Origin of the sequence: Streptomyces sp. NPDC100445 (assembly GCF_044759735.1) — a bacterium.
Taxonomy (GTDB): domain Bacteria; phylum Actinomycetota; class Actinomycetes; order Streptomycetales; family Streptomycetaceae; genus Streptomyces.
In genome coordinates, this window is the sequence record NZ_JBIVZV010000002.1 from 137,705 (window position 1) to 151,391 (window position 13,687).

The window sequence follows — 13,687 nt, forward strand, 5'->3', positions numbered from 1 at the left end:
ATCCGAGGGATCCGGCGAATCGAGGGATACGGCGATCCGGGCAGCCGGCGATCCGGGCAGACGGTGGACCGGGCGGGCGGGCGGTGGACCGGGCTTGGCACGGCGCCCCGGCGGGGCCACCCCCCCTTCCCGCTGTCTCATGGTGTCTCGTCGTGTGGGACAGCCACTGAACGGCCGCGCCGCGCGCACTACCCTTCCCCCATGACCACGCTCTCGCCGTACGACTCGATGTCCCCGGTCACCCAGGCCGCCTACCGGGCCAAGGCCGCCGCCGCCGACCTCGCGCCGCTCCCGCGCGCCGTGAAGGACGACGCGCTGCTCGCCATCGCCGACGCCCTGGAGGTCCGGACCGCCGAGATCGTCGAGGCCAACGCCGAGGACGTGGCCAAGGCCCGGGAGGCCGGCACCAGCGAGGCCATCGTGGACCGGCTCACCCTCACGCCCGAGCGGATCCGCGCCATCGCCTCCGACGTCCGTGACGTCGCCAAGCTGCCCGACCCGGTCGGCGAGGTCGTCCGCGGTTCCACCCTCCCCAACGGCATCGACCTGCGCCAGGTCCGCGTCCCGCTCGGCGTCGTCGGCATCATCTACGAGGCCCGCCCGAACGTCACCGTCGACGCCGCCGCCCTCTGCCTGAAGTCCGGCAACGCCGTCCTGCTGCGCGGCTCCGGCTCGGCCTACGCGTCCAACACCGCCCTCGTCCGCGTGATCCGTGACGCCGTCGGCGGTGCGGGACTGCCCGCCGACGCCGTCCAGCTGGTGCCGGGGGAGAGCCGTGACTCCGTGCGCGAGCTGATGCGCGCCCGCGGTCTGGTCGACGTCCTCATCCCGCGCGGCGGCGCCTCCCTGATCCGGACGGTCGTCAACGAGTCCACCGTGCCCGTGATCGAGACCGGCACCGGCAACTGCCACGTCTACGTGGACGCCCTGGCCGACATCGGCACGGCCGTCGAGATCCTGGTCAACTCAAAGGCCCAGCGGGTCAGCGTCTGCAACGCCGCCGAGACCCTCCTCGTCCACCAGGACATCGCCGCCGAGTTCCTGCCGCGCGCCCTGGACGCCCTCGCCGACGCCGGTGTCACCGTCCACGCCGACGAGCGGGTCATGGCGTACGCGAAGGACTCCCGGGCCACCGTCGTCGAGGCGACCCCCGAGGACTGGGAGACGGAGTACCTGTCCCACGACATCGCCGCCGCCGTCGTCGACTCCCTGGACAAGGCCGTCGAGCACATCCGGCTGTGGACCTCCGGCCACACCGAGGCCATCGTCACCACCTCCCAGCAGGCGGCCCGCCGCTTCACCCAGCTGGTCGACTCCACCACCGTCGCGGTGAACGCCTCCACCCGCTTCACCGACGGGGGCCAGTTCGGGTTCGGCGCCGAGATCGGCATCTCCACCCAGAAGCTGCACGCCCGCGGCCCGATGGGTCTGCCGGAGCTGACCAGCACCAAGTACATCGTCACCGGTGACGGGCACGTACGCCGCTGACCGCACCCGTCACACCGTCCGCCCGGCGGCATCGCAGGGGTGTCCGAAAAGACCTCCCGCCGGGTGGGCGGAAGTCCGTACCGTCTGCCCAAACCGACCTCCCAGGTCTACTCTGGATGCGTGCCGGAGGACGTGGGGGGCATGCCGTTCCCTGACGGCTGGGAGCCCGACGACGACCACGACCACGGGGTGCCGGACGACGAGTTCGCCTCCGTGGTCCTCGACGAGGCTTTCGTGCGGGCGGCCACCGTGCACGAGCCGTCCGCCGTCGAACGCCTCCTGGCCGCCGCCCAGGCCCGGGCCGAGGCCTCGGAGGCCGAGGCCCGCCGCGCCCACGCCCGGGGCGAACGCCTCGGTGACGGCTACGGTCCCGGGGACACCGGATTCGGCCAAGATCCGGACGACTCCGAACTGGACGACACCTACGTCCTCGGCGGTCACCGCGGCCCCTACGGTGCCTTCGGGGGGCACGTCCGCTGGCACCGCCCGGTGGCCTGGATCCTCGCCCTCGTGATGGGCATCGGCATGATCGCCCTGGCTTTCGCCGCCGTCTACCGGGGCAGCTCCCCGGGCACCCGGGACCGGATGCCCGCCCCCGCCTCGACCGGCCGGGAACAGGGCAGCGCGGCCGCTCCCTCCGTGCCCGCCGGCGTCTCCCGGCCACCGGTCCCGGCCGGCCCGCGCTCCCCCTGACCGGACCCCCGACCCCGGTGAGACCCTGTCAGAAGTTGTCCCGTAGCAGGGCGTTTACCGGCGCCCCGCGAGACCTACCCTGAAAGTATGGGCGGGCGTGGAGACCCCCCGGAGGGGACACCCGAGGGCGGCTCCTCCGGCGCCGAGGACGAATACCGATCCGTCGTGTTCGACGAGTCGTTCGTCCGGGCTGCCCGCCTCCAGGAGTCCTCCGCCGAGGAGCGGATGGCCGACCACGCGCCCGCCGTGCGCCGTCGCCCGCCCCTGCACCGCGGGCTCACCCGGCAGGTCATGGTCCTCGTCGTGCTGGTCGCCGTCGCCTTCGGCACCGCGGTCTACCTGGGCGTCCGCCACTCCACCGGCTCCGCGCAGGCCCGACGTCCCCCGGAACCCCTGCGGATGACGGTCGTCCCGCTCGCCCCGCAGGGCAAGGTGCCCGGCGCCGCCGACCCCGAGCGGATGTACGCGCGCAGCCCCGCCGCCCACTTCGACACCGGCGCCGAGGGCATACCCCTGCCCGCCTCCCGGGCCACGGCCCACTTCTCCGGCAGCCAGGTGGTGGCCGCGCTCACCACCGCCAAGGACTACCTGGTCCGCTCCTCGCTCTACCCCGAGGTGCTCACCGGCCGCGAGACCAGCCCCGCCCGCGCCCTGCTCGACGCCGACCAGCTCGACCAGTTCGACCGCAGCTTCGACCGGCCCGCCGCGGACGGCCGGCACGCCCCCACCGGCTGGGTGGTCCGCCTCGACCCGGCCCGCGCCCGGCTCGCCGACGACCGGGTCCGCGTGCAGGGCAGCCTGTCGGCCGCCGAGACCGACCCGGCGACGCTGGAGGTCACCGCCGACCACACCTTCGTCTACGCCCTACGGCCCACCGGTGCCGCCGCCGGTGCCCCCGTCTCCCTGTTCACGGTCCGCCGCGAGCTGACCTTCCGCTTCGACCGCACCGACCTGCGCACCCACCAGGTCCAGCTGGCCGCGTCCTACGTCCAGGCGGGCCCCCTGGCCTGTGCCGAGGACTCCACGTCCTACCTCCGGCCCCTCCTCGCCGGCCAGACCGCCCGCGCCGGCGGCCCCGCGGGCACCGACCCCTACGAGACGGACCGACCGCCGGTCCTGTGCGGAACGCTGTCCCGGGGCGTCCAGCCCACGGTGTGAGCGCGCGGGCGTCCTACGCCTCCCCGTCCGCGCTCGCGGTGTCCCCCTTGGCGGGCGGCGGGCTGCGGAAGCCGTCGAAGCCCCGCCGGACCCGGCCGCCCAGGTCGCCCGCACCGCCCGCGAGGTCCGAGACCAGTTTCATCAGTGGGTCCCTGGAGTCCTTCATGTCCCCGGCGTAGCTGGCCGCCGACTCACGGAAGGAGTCGCCGACGGAGGCGTCCTTGTCCTCGTCGCGGCGCGGGTAGTGGCCGTCCAGGATGCGCTGGTGCTCCCGGGACTCGGCCCACTTCTTCAGCTCGGCGGCCCGCACGGTGGTGAACGGGTGCGAACGGGGCAGCACGTTGAGGATCTTCAGCACGGAGTCCCGCAGGTCGCCGCCCGAGTCGTACTCCTCGGCCTGCTCCAGGAACGCGTCCACGTTCATCTCGTGCAGGTGGTTGCCGCCCGCGATCTTCATCAGGCCCCGCATCGACGCCCGCACGTCCTGGCCCACCAGCAGGCCGGCCCGGTCGGCGGACAGCTCCGACTTGCGGAACCACTCCCGCAGCGCCATCACGATCGCCATGATCGCCACGTTGCCCAGCGGGATCCAGGCGACCTTCACCGCGAGCGACGTCAGGAACAGCAGGATCGTGCGGTACACCGCGTGCCCGGACAGCGCGTGCCCCACCTCGTGCCCGACGACCGCCCGCATCTCCTCCTCGTCGAGCAGCTCCACCAGCCCCGTGGTGACCACGATGACCGGCTCGTCCAGGCCGATGCACATCGCGTTGGGCTGCGGGTCCTGCGTGACGTACATCGGCGGGACCTTCTCCAGGTCCAGGATGTAGCAGGCGTCCCGCAACATGTCGTTCAGGTGCGCGAACTGCCGGTCCGAGACCCGCACCGAGTCGGACAGGAACAGCAGCCGCAGGCTCCGCTCCGGCAGCAGCCCGCTCAGCGCCTTGAACACCGCGTCGAACCCGGTCAGCTTGCGCAGCGCCACCAGGGCGGAACGGTCGGCCGGATGCTCGTACGCACGCGAGGAGATCCCCGGGAAACGCCTGCGCTGCCTGCTCGGTACGTGCTCGGTCCCCGTGTGCTGGTGGCCGTCGTCGGACATGTCTTCCCCCATGTGCGTGTGAGTGCCCACTTGGCGCCCCCGAGGCGGGGCCCAGCCTAGGCGGAGATACCGTGGACGGGCAGTACACCGAAGGAGTCCGCCCATGCAGCACCACCCCGCGGCCGCCCGGCTGACCGAGGCCGCCACCGTAGCCGTCCAGCAGCACGGGACGGGAAACCTGCTCCGCGTCGTCCTGATCGTGATGGTCCTCGGCTGCGCGCTGACCGCCTGGTTCCTGCTGCGCGGCTACAAGCACAAGGACGACTGAGACGCCCCGTAAGTTCCCGCCGCCCCGCCGTGCCCGATGGCACCAGCCGTATCCGGCCAGGTGCGGCGAGCCCCGTGCCGCGCCCCGGCGGGCGGACCGCCGGTGCCCGGCCGTCCCAACGGCGGAGTCGGCGTGAGCGACGCGGGACCGCCCGCTTACGATGGGCCGACATCTTTATTCCGCCCACACGCGATAGGTCCTGCCGAAGATGAGCTTCCACAGCGCCGCAGCCCAGTTGGTCACCCTCGCCGCCGAGGGCGAGGAGCACGGCGGGAACCACAACAGCCTGAACCCGGCCCTCACCGGTGGCGGCGCCCTGGTGGTCCTGCTCCTCCTGCTGTGGATCACCACCCGCTTCAACCGCGACCGCTGAGCACCGGACCCGTCCCCGGCCGGACGCCGCAGGCCGGGCCGGTAGGGTCTGCACGCATGGGAGAGCAGGACATGCCTACCGGTCCGGCGCACGGGACGGCCGGCGACACGGTGAAGCACCCGCAGCACGGACCGGGCAACGGCCCCGCCCACACGGGCAGGCGGCGCCTGGGCGTCATGGGCGGAACCTTCGACCCGATCCACCACGGGCACCTCGTGGCGGCCAGCGAGGTCGCCGCGCGGTTCCGGATGGACGAGGTGGTGTTCGTCCCCACCGGCCAGCCGTGGCAGAAGTCGCACCGTGACGTCTCCCCGGCGGAGGACCGCTACCTGATGACGGTCATCGCGACCGCCGAGAACCCGCAGTTCTCCGTCAGCCGCATCGACATCGACCGCGGCGGCCCCACCTACACCGTGGACACCCTGCGTGATCTGCGCGCCCTCAACCCCGACACGGACCTCTTCTTCATCACCGGTGCCGACGCCCTCGCGCAGCTGCTGACCTGGCGCGACTCCGCGGAGCTGTTCTCCCTCGCGCACTTCATCGGCGTCACCCGCCCCGGCCACCAGCTGACCAACCCGGGTCTACCGGAAGGCGGTGTCTCGCTCGTCGAGGTACCGGCGCTCGCCATCTCCTCCACGGACTGCCGCGGGCGGGTCGCCAAGGGGGACCCCATCTGGTACATGGTGCCGGACGGAGTCGTGCGCTACATCGACAAGCGCGAGCTGTACCGCGGCGAGTGAGCCGAGAGGGGCACCGGTGAACGACCGATACGACGCGGGGGACGAGGCCTACGGCGCCGGCCCGTACGAACTCGTCGGCTACGACGAGTACGGCCGGCCCGTGTACCGGCAGGTCCCGGCGCAGCAGGCTCCGCAGGCGGCCTACGACCCGTACGCCCAGCAGCAGGGCTACGGCCACGACCCCTACGCCACCGGCCAGCAGCCGCCGGCGCCCGACCACGGCCCCGGCCACCAGGCGCCCGCGTACGACCCGTACGGGTCCCAGGCCCCGTACGCCCCGCAGGACGCCTACGGCACCTACGACCCGTACGCCCCCGGCTCCCAGGCCGCGCCGGGCTACGACCCCTACGGGCAGGCGGCGCACGGCGGACAGCAGCCCCGGGTCGCCGAGCAGACGGCCTACATCCCCCACCAGGCCGGCCCCGCCGAGTCCACGCGTTCCTCGCGGGAGGACGCCGAGCCGGCCGGCGGTGGCCCGGACGGCGACCGGGGAAGCGACCCCGGCGGACCGAACTATGCGGCCCGGCCCGATCGGACCGGCCGGCCCCACGAGACAGAGCCGTCCGAGCCGTCAGATCCCTCAGATCCGTCCGATCCGTTCGCCTTCGCCGAGGGCCCCGACGGTGACCCCGAGGACGTCATCGACTGGCTGAAGTTCACCGAGAACCGCACCGAGCGCCGCGAGGAGGCCCGCCGGCGCGCCCGTGGCCGGATCATCGCGCTCCTCGTCGTACTCGCCCTCGTCCTGGCCGGCGGCGTCGGCTACCTCTGGTACGCCGGGGACCTGCCCGGACAGTCCTCCTCCGGCGACGGAACCGGCAGCGCCACCCCCGTGGCCGCCCAGAAACGCGACGTGATCGTCGTCCACCTGCACAACACCGGCAAGGGCGGCACCTCCACCGCGCTGCTGGTCGACAACACCACCACCAAGCGGGGCACCACCGTCCTGCTGCCCAACGCCCTCGCGCTGACCGGCGACGACGGCTCCACCACGACCCTCGCCAAGTCGGTGGCCGGCGACGGCGCCTCCGGCACCCGGGACCAGCTGGACACCGTCCTCGGCACCAGCATCCAGGGCAGCTGGCGCCTGGACACCCCCTACCTCCAGAACCTCGTCGAACTCGTCGGCAACATCGAGGTCGACACCGACACCGACGTGCCCGACCCGGACGCCGGCAAGAAGGGCACCGCCCCGCTCGTCCACAAGGGCCACCAGCAGACCCTCGGCGGCAAGGCGGCCGTCGCCTACGCCACCTACCGGGCGGCGGGCGAGTCCCAGGACGCCCAGCTGGCCCGGTTCGGGCAGGTGATGCAGGGCGTGCTGCGCAAGATGCCCTCCGACCCCTCCCAGGCCACCACCACGGTGCAGACCCTCGCGCAGATCCTGGACCCGCCCCTCACCGACAAGGACCTCGGCTCCTTCCTCGCCCGCCTCGCCGACCTCGCCAAGAACGGCGCCTACCGCACCACCCTGCTGCCGGTGGGCACCGACGGCACACTCAGCGCCCGCACCGGCGACAGCGTGGTGAAGGACGTCCTCGGCGGCACCGCCAAGAGCCCCGGCGCGGGCTCCGCGGTCCGTGTCTCCGTGCAGAACGCCACCGGCGTGAAGGACGACACGGACAAGGCCCGTGTCGTGCTCCTGAACGGCGGCTTCACCTTCCTCGAAGGCGGCAGCGCCTCCGGCACCCGGCCCGCCTCGACGGTGCGCTACGCCGACGCCGCCCACCGGGCGGACGCCACCGAGGTCGCCAAGACCCTCGGACTGCCCGCCGGCTCCGTCAGCCGGGGCACCGTCTCCTCCGGCGCCGACGTCTCGGTGGTGCTCGGCGGTGACTACCGGCCCTCCACCTCCTGACGGCGGACCGCCCCCGCCCGGGCCACCCCACGTGAGGCCGTCATCACGTGGGGTGCGGGGGGCGGTCCGTGAGACCCTTGCAGTCAAGAGTCCGCCGACGGAAAGCCACGTAGTGACCGCCACCGACCGTTCTGTTCACCTCATCAACGCCGCCGCGCAGGCGGCTGCCGACAAGCTCGCCCACGACGTCATCGCCTACGACGTCAGCGACGTGCTGTCGATCACGGACGCCTTCCTGGTCGCCTCCGCGCCCAACGACCGCCAGGTCAAGGCCATCGTCGACGAGATCGAGGAGCGCCTGTCGAAGGAGCTCGGCGCCAAGCCGGTCCGCCGCGAGGGCGACCGCGAGGCCCGCTGGGTGCTGCTCGACTACGTCGACATCGTCGTCCACGTCCAGCACAGCGAGGAGCGCGTCTTCTACGCCCTGGAGAGGCTGTGGAAGGACTGCCCCGAGCTGGAGCTGCCCGAGGACGCCCGGGCCACCCGGGGCAAGGGCGAGGAGCACGCCCGCGAGCGCGCCGCCGAGGCCGACCGGGAACCGGGCGAGGACTGGTCGTGAGCGCCACCGGTGAGGTGACCCGGCGCGGGAGCCGGGGCCGCCGCATCATCCTGTGGCGGCACGGCCAGACCTCCTGGAACGTGGAGCGCCGCTTCCAGGGCTCCACCGACGTCGAGCTGACCGAGACCGGCGTCGGCCAGGCCCGCCGCGCCGCCCGGCTGCTCGCCTCCCTGCGGCCCGACGCGATCGTCGCCTCGGACCTGCGGCGAGCCGTGCGCACGGCCGCCGAACTGGCCGCCCTGACCGGCCTCGACGTCACCCGCGAGGAAGGCCTGCGGGAGACGTACGCGGGCGTCTGGCAGGGGCTGACGCACGAGGAGATCATCGCCCGTCACGGCGAGGAGTACGCCGCCTGGAAGCGCGGCGAGGCGGTGCGTCGCGGTGGTGGCGAGCTGGAGAGCGAGGTCGCCGACCGGGCCGCGCCCGTCGTGCTGCGCCACGCCGAGAAGCTCCCCGAGGACGGTACCCTCGTCGTCGTCAGCCACGGCGGCACCATCCGCACCACCATCGGCCGCCTCCTCGGCCTTGAGTCCCAGCACTGGGAGAGCCTCGGCGGTCTCTCCAACTGCTGCTGGTCCGTGCTGGGCGAGGGCGCCCGCGGCTGGCGCCTGCTGGAGCACAACGCGGGCACCCTCCCGGAGCCCGTCCTCGGTGACGACGACTGACGGCCCCGCGGCGCCGACCCCCGGATTTCACTTTCCGGCTGGTCACAGGCTAAAGTTCTTCTTGTTCGCCCCGCCGAGCGGGAAGAACACCAGGGGCTATAGCTCAGTTGGTAGAGCGCCTGCATGGCATGCAGGAGGTCAGGAGTTCAATTCTCCTTAGCTCCACAGATCGACACTCTGTTGAGTTGTCAAAGATCGGTGATGAGGATCCCGTCCCCCCAGGGGGCGGGATCTTCTGCGTCCGGCCTCTCCCCGCTCAGCGGCGGACCGCTCCCTCCACCGCCGCCTCCCCGCCCTCGTGCGCCGACGACTCCGACGACGCCGACGGCCACAGCCGCTCCCTCCGCTCCCGCAGCAGCGCGATCTTCGCCCGGGCGTCCTCGTCGACCGGGGTGTAGACCACGATCCGGCACTCCGGCATCCCGTCCACGGACAGCGACTGCGAGGTCATCCGCATCCGTCCCACCGCCGCGTGACGAAACGTCTTCACCCGGGGCCCCGGCGGCGACACCTCGCAGCTCGCCCACAGCTCGGCGAACCAGGGGCTGACCGCCGAGAGCCCGCGTATGAACTCCTCCCAGGCCGGCTCACCGACGTGTCTGCCGTAGGAGGACCGCAGCGTCGCCACCATCAGGGGCAGCTCCTCCTCCCGGCGCACCAGCGGACAGACGCCCTCCGGCAGCGTGAAGAGCGTCCACAGCACGTTCGGCAGGCCGGTCCTCAGATTGTCCGGCACCAGGAACAGGTCCCGGTAGGCCGCGTTGGTGGCCAGGACGTCGTACCGCGCGTTGTAGACCACCGCCATCAGCGGGTCGAGCGCGTCGAGAATGCTCTGCACCTCGGAGCTGACCCGCTGGGCGACGCACTGGGGGTCGGCCTGGAACGGCACCTCCGCCAGCCGGTACAGGTGCTCCCGCTCCGGCGTGTCCAGTCCCAGCGTGCGCGCGACCGCGTCCAGCACCTGCGGCGAGGCGTTGATCGGGCGGCCCTGCTCCAGCCACGTGTACCAGGTCACGCCCACGCCCGACAGCTGCGCGACCTCCTCGCGGCGCAGCCCGGGCGTCCGCCGCCGCAGCCCCGGCGCCATCCCCACGTCGGCCGGTGTGACCCGCGCCCGCCTGCTGCGCAGGAAAGCGGCCAGCTCCGGCCTGCGTCGTTGTGTCCTCGTCCCCATCCGCCCCGCCCCCGTCCGTCCGCGTCCCATCATTCGTGCCCGGTCCCGCGCCTGCCAGGTGCTGGCGGTACCAGCATCAGCGGGCACTCGGCACCCGTACCGGCCCGGCGTCACGCTCGACGCCATGACCACGACCTCCCGGACCGGGCCGGGCACCGAGCCCGTCCCGCATCCTTCCCTCAGTGAATCATCCGCCACCGACAGTGACCTCCGGACCGCGGTGCCGGCATCACCCGTGACACAAAGTGAAGCACCCGCCACTGACAACCGGCCCCGGCTGCTGCTCGCCGCCCTGCTCACCGCCCTGTTCATGGCGGCCCTCGACGTCTTCATCGTGAACGTCGCGGCCCCCACGATCGGTTCCGACCTGGACGCCTCGGGCGCCGACCTCCAGCTCGTGATCGCCGGCTACGTCATCACCTACTCCGTGCTGCTGATCACCGGGGCCCGGCTCGGCGACCGGCTCGGTCACGGCCGGGTGCACCTCGCCGGGCTCGCCCTGTTCACCGCCGCCTCGCTCGCCTGCGGACTGGCGCAGGACTCGACCGAACTGATCGTGTTCCGGCTGGCGCAGGGCGCCGGCTCGGCGCTGATGATCCCGCAGGTGCTCAGCCTGATCCAGCGCTCCTTCACCGGTGAGGCCCGGGCGCGGGCCCTCGGGGCCTACTCGGCGGTCCTGGCCGTCGGCGCGGTGGCCGGCCAGGTCACCGGTGGGGTGCTGGTCGACGCCGACCTGTTCGGCACCGGCTGGCGGCCGGTCTTCCTCGTCAACGTGCCGGTGGGCGCCGTCCTGCTGGTGCTGGGCCGGCGCGTCCTGCCGCCGGCCGGTGCGGGCGGGCGGGAGCGGACCCGGCCACTCGACCTGCCCGGACTCGTGCTGCTCGGTGCCGCCGTGACCTTGCTGACGGTGCCGCTGGTGCTCGGCCAGGAGGAGGACTGGCCGCTGTGGTCCTGGCTGTCGCTGACGGGGGCGGCCGTCCTGTTCGCGGGCTTCTGCGGCTACGAGTCCCGGCTGGCCCGGCGCGGCGGCGCCCCGCTCATCACGCCCCGGGTGCTGCGGCATCCCGGCATGGGGCGGGCCGTCTTCCGGATCATCGCCGTGATGTCGGTCAACGCCGGGTTCTTCTTCGCGCTGACCATGCACGTCCAGGCCGGTCTCGGGCACAGCCCCCTGCGGGCCGGACTGGGGTTCGCGCCGACCGCGGTCGTCTTCGGTGTGGTGAGTCTCACCTGGCGGAGGTGGCCGGCCGCGTGGCAGCGGTACCTGGCGCCGGCCGGGTTCGCGCTCATCGCGGCGTCCGTCGCCGTCGTGGGACTCGCCTTCCACGGCGGTGGCGACGGGGGAGCGGCCCTGTACGCGGGGTACGCGGGCACGGGAGCCGGGCTGGCGCTCGCCTTCAGTCCGACGCTCACCGGCGCGCTGGCGACCGTGCGGCCCGAGGACGCGGCGGACGCCGGCGGCCTGCTGTCGACCGTCTCGCAGCTCGGGCAGCTGATCGGCGTGGCGGCGTTCGGCACACTGTTCCTGAACCGGCTTGAGTCGTCCGGGGGTCCGCTGTCGTATAGCTCCGCGGAGGCGTTCTGGGTGTGCGCCTGCGCGCTGGCCGGAACGGCGGCGGCGGGCGCTGTGTCCGGACTGGTACTGAGGCGTCGCTGACCGTATTGGTCCGGCCGTGGCAGAATCAAACGGCCGGAAGGGGGCGCTGCCCGACGGGAGGGAGTAGCGATGCCTGCGAGCATGCTCGAGGAGGTGGGCCACCTCCTCGGTGCCGCGTTGATACGGGACACGACCACCCGGCTCAGCTGCCCTTCCTGCGGTTCCGCGCACGTGGCGCAGGTCCTCGGCGACAACGGCGGAATCTCCTACGTGTGCACGGCCTGCGGCCACAGCTGGAGCTGATCGATGGGGGCACACAGGCGTAAGTGCGACTGGTGCGGGAGCGGGACACCGATCGTCCGGGACATGGAGCCGATCAATCCCGACTACCAGTACTGGTGCGAGGAGTGCGCGCGGGCGCTGATCATAAAAGGCGACCCGATCGAGACGTACAGGGAACTGGAGGGCGAGCCGATCTACGGCCGGCTCCTGGAGGAGCACTGCACGCTCAAGAGGTTCTACCAGTTCGTCACGGCGTGACCCGGACCGCACCGGACCCGGCCCCGGGCGACGGTGTCCGGGCCAGGGCGAGGAAGAGCGCGCCGGTCGCGCAGTAGAGGGCCGAGAGCACCGATTCGGCCGCCGTCAGGCGCAGTTCCGGGCGGCCGGCGCCGTGGGGCACCCACCAGGGGGCGTACGAGCAGAAGACCAGCAGCGTGCCCAGGGCCGCCACCCGGTGCCCGCGCGTCCACAGGAACAGCACCACGGGCACGCACCACACCCAGTGGTGCGTCCAGGAGACCGGGCTGACCAGCAGGGCGGTGACGGCGCAGCCGCACACCGCCCGGGCCCGCCCGCCCCGCAACTCCGCCCGTACGGCCAGCGCGAGGCCCACGACGGCCGTCAGGGCCGCGCAGATCGCCCAGAGCGTTCCCGGCTCCGGTGTGTGCAGGAAACGGGCCAGCACGCCGCGCAGGGCCTGGTTGGCGGTGCCCTCGGCGTGGCCGGCCCGCCCGGTCCGCAGCACCGTGTCCGTCCAGAACCGCCAGGAGTCGTACGGCAGGACCGCCACGGCGAGCAGGGTCGCCGCGGCGAAGGAGACGGCCGCCCCGCGCGCGTGCCGCAGCCGGGGCCCCGCGTCGCCGCCCCGCAGCCGGACCGCGACGCCCGTGACGAGCAGGACCACCGGGAACAGCGCGGGCGTCAGCTTGACCGCCGCGGCCAGCCCCAGGCCCACGCCGCTCCAGCGGTCGCAGCCGCCGGCGGGGCGGCGGGTCAGGTCCCACAGGACCAGGACCGCGAGGAGCAGGTTGACCTGGCCGTAGCGCAGGGTCGTCCACACCGGCTCGCACCACACGGCCACCGCCGCGACCCACCAGACGGCCTCCACGCGCGCGTGGCCGACGAGTTCCAGCGACAGTCGTACGAACGCCAGCAGCAGCACGAGGTTCCCGGCCGTCGCCAGCGCGCGCAGGACGCCCGCGTCCAGCAGGGGCAGCGGTGTGAACAGCAGGGCGGCGAACGGCGGGTAGGTGGCCGGCAGGTGCTCGGCCGTCGCCCGCAGCGCGTACAGGTCGCCGCCGGCGCGCACCGCGGCGCCCTCGGCGCGGTAGACCATCAGGTCGACCATCGACACCCGCGCGGCCCGCTGCGCGGCCCAGAACGCCGTGAACGACAGCAGGCACATGCCCGCGGCGACCGGCGTCCGGTGGCGGGCTGCGGAGAACGCGATCACGGGCACGAAACCGGACAATACCGCGCTGACCGGGACGGAGTGGAAACCGGTGTGGTACCGCACCCCGCGGACCGTGTAATGTTGGCGTCGCCGCCGGGGAAGCCCGGCGGAACGCACCACACGCGGTCGCACCGCACGCGGTACGGGGCTATAGCTCAGTTGGTAGAGCGCCTGCATGGCATGCAGGAGGTCAGGAGTTCAATTCTCCTTAGCTCCACAGCAATCGAAGGCGGATCATCCCACGGATGGTCCGCCTTCGGCGTGTTGCGCCCGC

At 73.0% G+C, this 13,687-nt stretch carries 15 protein-coding genes and 2 tRNA genes; 14 read left to right on the forward strand and 3 right to left on the reverse strand.

What is annotated here, in order from left to right:
* Nucleotides 1–201: 201 nt before the first annotated feature.
* The 3 genes from ACIQVT_RS05970 (at nucleotide 202) to ACIQVT_RS05980 (ending at nucleotide 3,339) form a co-directional block, all read left to right on the forward strand.
* Nucleotides 202–1,488 (forward strand): glutamate-5-semialdehyde dehydrogenase, encoded by a 1,287-nt coding sequence (locus ACIQVT_RS05970; protein WP_403748232.1) that lies wholly within the window; start codon nucleotides 202–204, stop codon nucleotides 1,486–1,488.
* Between the two features lie 141 nt (nucleotides 1,489–1,629).
* On the forward strand, nucleotides 1,630–2,181 hold the full coding sequence (locus ACIQVT_RS05975) for a hypothetical protein (protein ID WP_403748235.1): 552 nt from the start codon (nucleotides 1,630–1,632) through the stop codon (nucleotides 2,179–2,181).
* Nucleotides 2,182–2,268: 87 nt separating this feature from the next.
* Nucleotides 2,269–3,339, forward strand: a complete 1,071-nt coding sequence (locus ACIQVT_RS05980; RefSeq protein WP_403748239.1) for a hypothetical protein — start codon at nucleotides 2,269–2,271, stop codon at nucleotides 3,337–3,339.
* A gap of 13 nt (nucleotides 3,340–3,352) precedes the next feature.
* Here ACIQVT_RS05980 and ACIQVT_RS05985 read toward each other — a convergent pair whose 3' ends face one another.
* The gene (locus ACIQVT_RS05985) at nucleotides 3,353–4,441 is read right to left on the reverse strand and encodes a M48 family metallopeptidase (RefSeq protein WP_403748241.1); all 1,089 of its coding nucleotides are present in this window, start codon (nucleotides 4,439–4,441) and stop codon (nucleotides 3,353–3,355) included.
* Between the two features lie 103 nt (nucleotides 4,442–4,544).
* On the opposite strand from ACIQVT_RS05985, the gene ACIQVT_RS05990 reads away from it, so the two are divergent.
* The 7 genes from ACIQVT_RS05990 (at nucleotide 4,545) to ACIQVT_RS06020 (ending at nucleotide 9,072) form a co-directional block, all read left to right on the forward strand.
* Nucleotides 4,545–4,709, forward strand: coding sequence for a hypothetical protein (locus ACIQVT_RS05990; RefSeq protein ID WP_403748243.1), 165 nt, complete (start codon nucleotides 4,545–4,547; stop codon nucleotides 4,707–4,709).
* Between the two features lie 208 nt (nucleotides 4,710–4,917).
* Nucleotides 4,918–5,082, forward strand: a complete 165-nt coding sequence (locus ACIQVT_RS05995) for a hypothetical protein (RefSeq protein WP_403748245.1) — start codon at nucleotides 4,918–4,920, stop codon at nucleotides 5,080–5,082.
* Nucleotides 5,083–5,138: 56 nt separating this feature from the next.
* Nucleotides 5,139–5,825, forward strand: coding sequence for a nicotinate-nucleotide adenylyltransferase (nadD, locus tag ACIQVT_RS06000; protein WP_403748247.1), 687 nt, complete (start codon nucleotides 5,139–5,141; stop codon nucleotides 5,823–5,825).
* A gap of 16 nt (nucleotides 5,826–5,841) precedes the next feature.
* The gene (locus ACIQVT_RS06005) at nucleotides 5,842–7,683 is read left to right on the forward strand and encodes a LytR C-terminal domain-containing protein (RefSeq protein WP_403748249.1); all 1,842 of its coding nucleotides are present in this window, start codon (nucleotides 5,842–5,844) and stop codon (nucleotides 7,681–7,683) included.
* A 112-nt stretch (nucleotides 7,684–7,795) separates the two neighbouring features.
* Nucleotides 7,796–8,242: a ribosome silencing factor gene (gene rsfS, locus ACIQVT_RS06010; protein WP_403748253.1), complete on the forward strand. Its 447-nt coding sequence runs from the start codon at nucleotides 7,796–7,798 to the stop codon at nucleotides 8,240–8,242.
* Entirely contained in the window at nucleotides 8,233–8,907 is a 675-nt protein-coding gene (locus ACIQVT_RS06015) for a histidine phosphatase family protein (protein ID WP_403749693.1), read from the forward strand. The genes rsfS and ACIQVT_RS06015 overlap by 10 nt, the downstream gene beginning before the upstream one ends.
* A 92-nt stretch (nucleotides 8,908–8,999) precedes the next feature.
* Nucleotides 9,000–9,072, forward strand: a tRNA-Ala gene (locus tag ACIQVT_RS06020).
* Between the two features lie 91 nt (nucleotides 9,073–9,163).
* Here ACIQVT_RS06020 and ACIQVT_RS06025 read toward each other — a convergent pair.
* Nucleotides 9,164–10,081, reverse strand: a complete 918-nt coding sequence (locus ACIQVT_RS06025; RefSeq protein WP_403748256.1) for a helix-turn-helix transcriptional regulator — start codon at nucleotides 10,079–10,081, stop codon at nucleotides 9,164–9,166.
* A gap of 310 nt (nucleotides 10,082–10,391) precedes the next feature.
* Here ACIQVT_RS06025 and ACIQVT_RS06030 point away from each other — a divergent pair, with 310 nt between their 5' ends.
* From ACIQVT_RS06030 to ACIQVT_RS06040, 3 genes are all read left to right on the forward strand, one after another.
* Complete coding sequence (locus tag ACIQVT_RS06030; RefSeq protein ID WP_403749696.1) at nucleotides 10,392–11,738, forward strand: MFS transporter; 1,347 nt, start codon at nucleotides 10,392–10,394, stop codon at nucleotides 11,736–11,738.
* Between the two features lie 69 nt (nucleotides 11,739–11,807).
* Complete coding sequence (locus tag ACIQVT_RS06035; protein WP_403748259.1) at nucleotides 11,808–11,981, forward strand: hypothetical protein; 174 nt, start codon at nucleotides 11,808–11,810, stop codon at nucleotides 11,979–11,981.
* A 3-nt stretch (nucleotides 11,982–11,984) separates the two neighbouring features.
* Entirely contained in the window at nucleotides 11,985–12,218 is a 234-nt protein-coding gene (locus ACIQVT_RS06040; RefSeq protein WP_030653820.1) for a hypothetical protein, read from the forward strand.
* On the opposite strand, the gene ACIQVT_RS06045 is transcribed toward ACIQVT_RS06040, so the two are convergent.
* The gene (locus tag ACIQVT_RS06045; protein WP_403749699.1) at nucleotides 12,208–13,365 is read right to left on the reverse strand and encodes a glycosyltransferase 87 family protein; all 1,158 of its coding nucleotides are present in this window, start codon (nucleotides 13,363–13,365) and stop codon (nucleotides 12,208–12,210) included. The two genes, ACIQVT_RS06040 and ACIQVT_RS06045, sit on opposite strands and share 11 nt — an antisense overlap.
* 192 nt (nucleotides 13,366–13,557) lie before the next feature.
* Between ACIQVT_RS06045 and ACIQVT_RS06050 the strand changes: the two genes are divergently transcribed.
* Nucleotides 13,558–13,630: transfer RNA gene (locus tag ACIQVT_RS06050), tRNA-Ala, on the forward strand.
* The last annotated feature ends 57 nt before the right edge of the window (nucleotides 13,631–13,687 follow it).

What these genes read in the sequence shown, in the direction of transcription:
- ACIQVT_RS05970 (WP_403748232.1), top strand. Translation starts at nt 202, where the DNA reads ATGACCACGCTCTCGCCGTACGACTCGATGTCCCCGGTCACCCAGGCC.
- ACIQVT_RS05975 (WP_403748235.1), top strand. Translation starts at nt 1,630, where the DNA reads ATGCCGTTCCCTGACGGCTGGGAGCCCGACGACGACCACGACCACGGG.
- ACIQVT_RS05980 (WP_403748239.1), top strand. Translation starts at nt 2,269, where the DNA reads ATGGGCGGGCGTGGAGACCCCCCGGAGGGGACACCCGAGGGCGGCTCC.
- ACIQVT_RS05985 (WP_403748241.1), bottom strand. Translation starts at nt 4,441, where the DNA reads ATGTCCGACGACGGCCACCAGCACACGGGGACCGAGCACGTACCGAGC.
- ACIQVT_RS05990 (WP_403748243.1), top strand. Translation starts at nt 4,545, where the DNA reads ATGCAGCACCACCCCGCGGCCGCCCGGCTGACCGAGGCCGCCACCGTA.
- ACIQVT_RS05995 (WP_403748245.1), top strand. Translation starts at nt 4,918, where the DNA reads ATGAGCTTCCACAGCGCCGCAGCCCAGTTGGTCACCCTCGCCGCCGAG.
- nadD (WP_403748247.1), top strand. Translation starts at nt 5,139, where the DNA reads ATGGGAGAGCAGGACATGCCTACCGGTCCGGCGCACGGGACGGCCGGC.
- ACIQVT_RS06025 (WP_403748256.1), bottom strand. Translation starts at nt 10,081, where the DNA reads ATGGGGACGAGGACACAACGACGCAGGCCGGAGCTGGCCGCTTTCCTG.
- ACIQVT_RS06030 (WP_403749696.1), top strand. Translation starts at nt 10,392, where the DNA reads ATGGCGGCCCTCGACGTCTTCATCGTGAACGTCGCGGCCCCCACGATC.
- ACIQVT_RS06035 (WP_403748259.1), top strand. Translation starts at nt 11,808, where the DNA reads ATGCCTGCGAGCATGCTCGAGGAGGTGGGCCACCTCCTCGGTGCCGCG.
- ACIQVT_RS06040 (WP_030653820.1), top strand. Translation starts at nt 11,985, where the DNA reads ATGGGGGCACACAGGCGTAAGTGCGACTGGTGCGGGAGCGGGACACCG.
- ACIQVT_RS06045 (WP_403749699.1), bottom strand. Translation starts at nt 13,365, where the DNA reads ATGTGCCTGCTGTCGTTCACGGCGTTCTGGGCCGCGCAGCGGGCCGCG.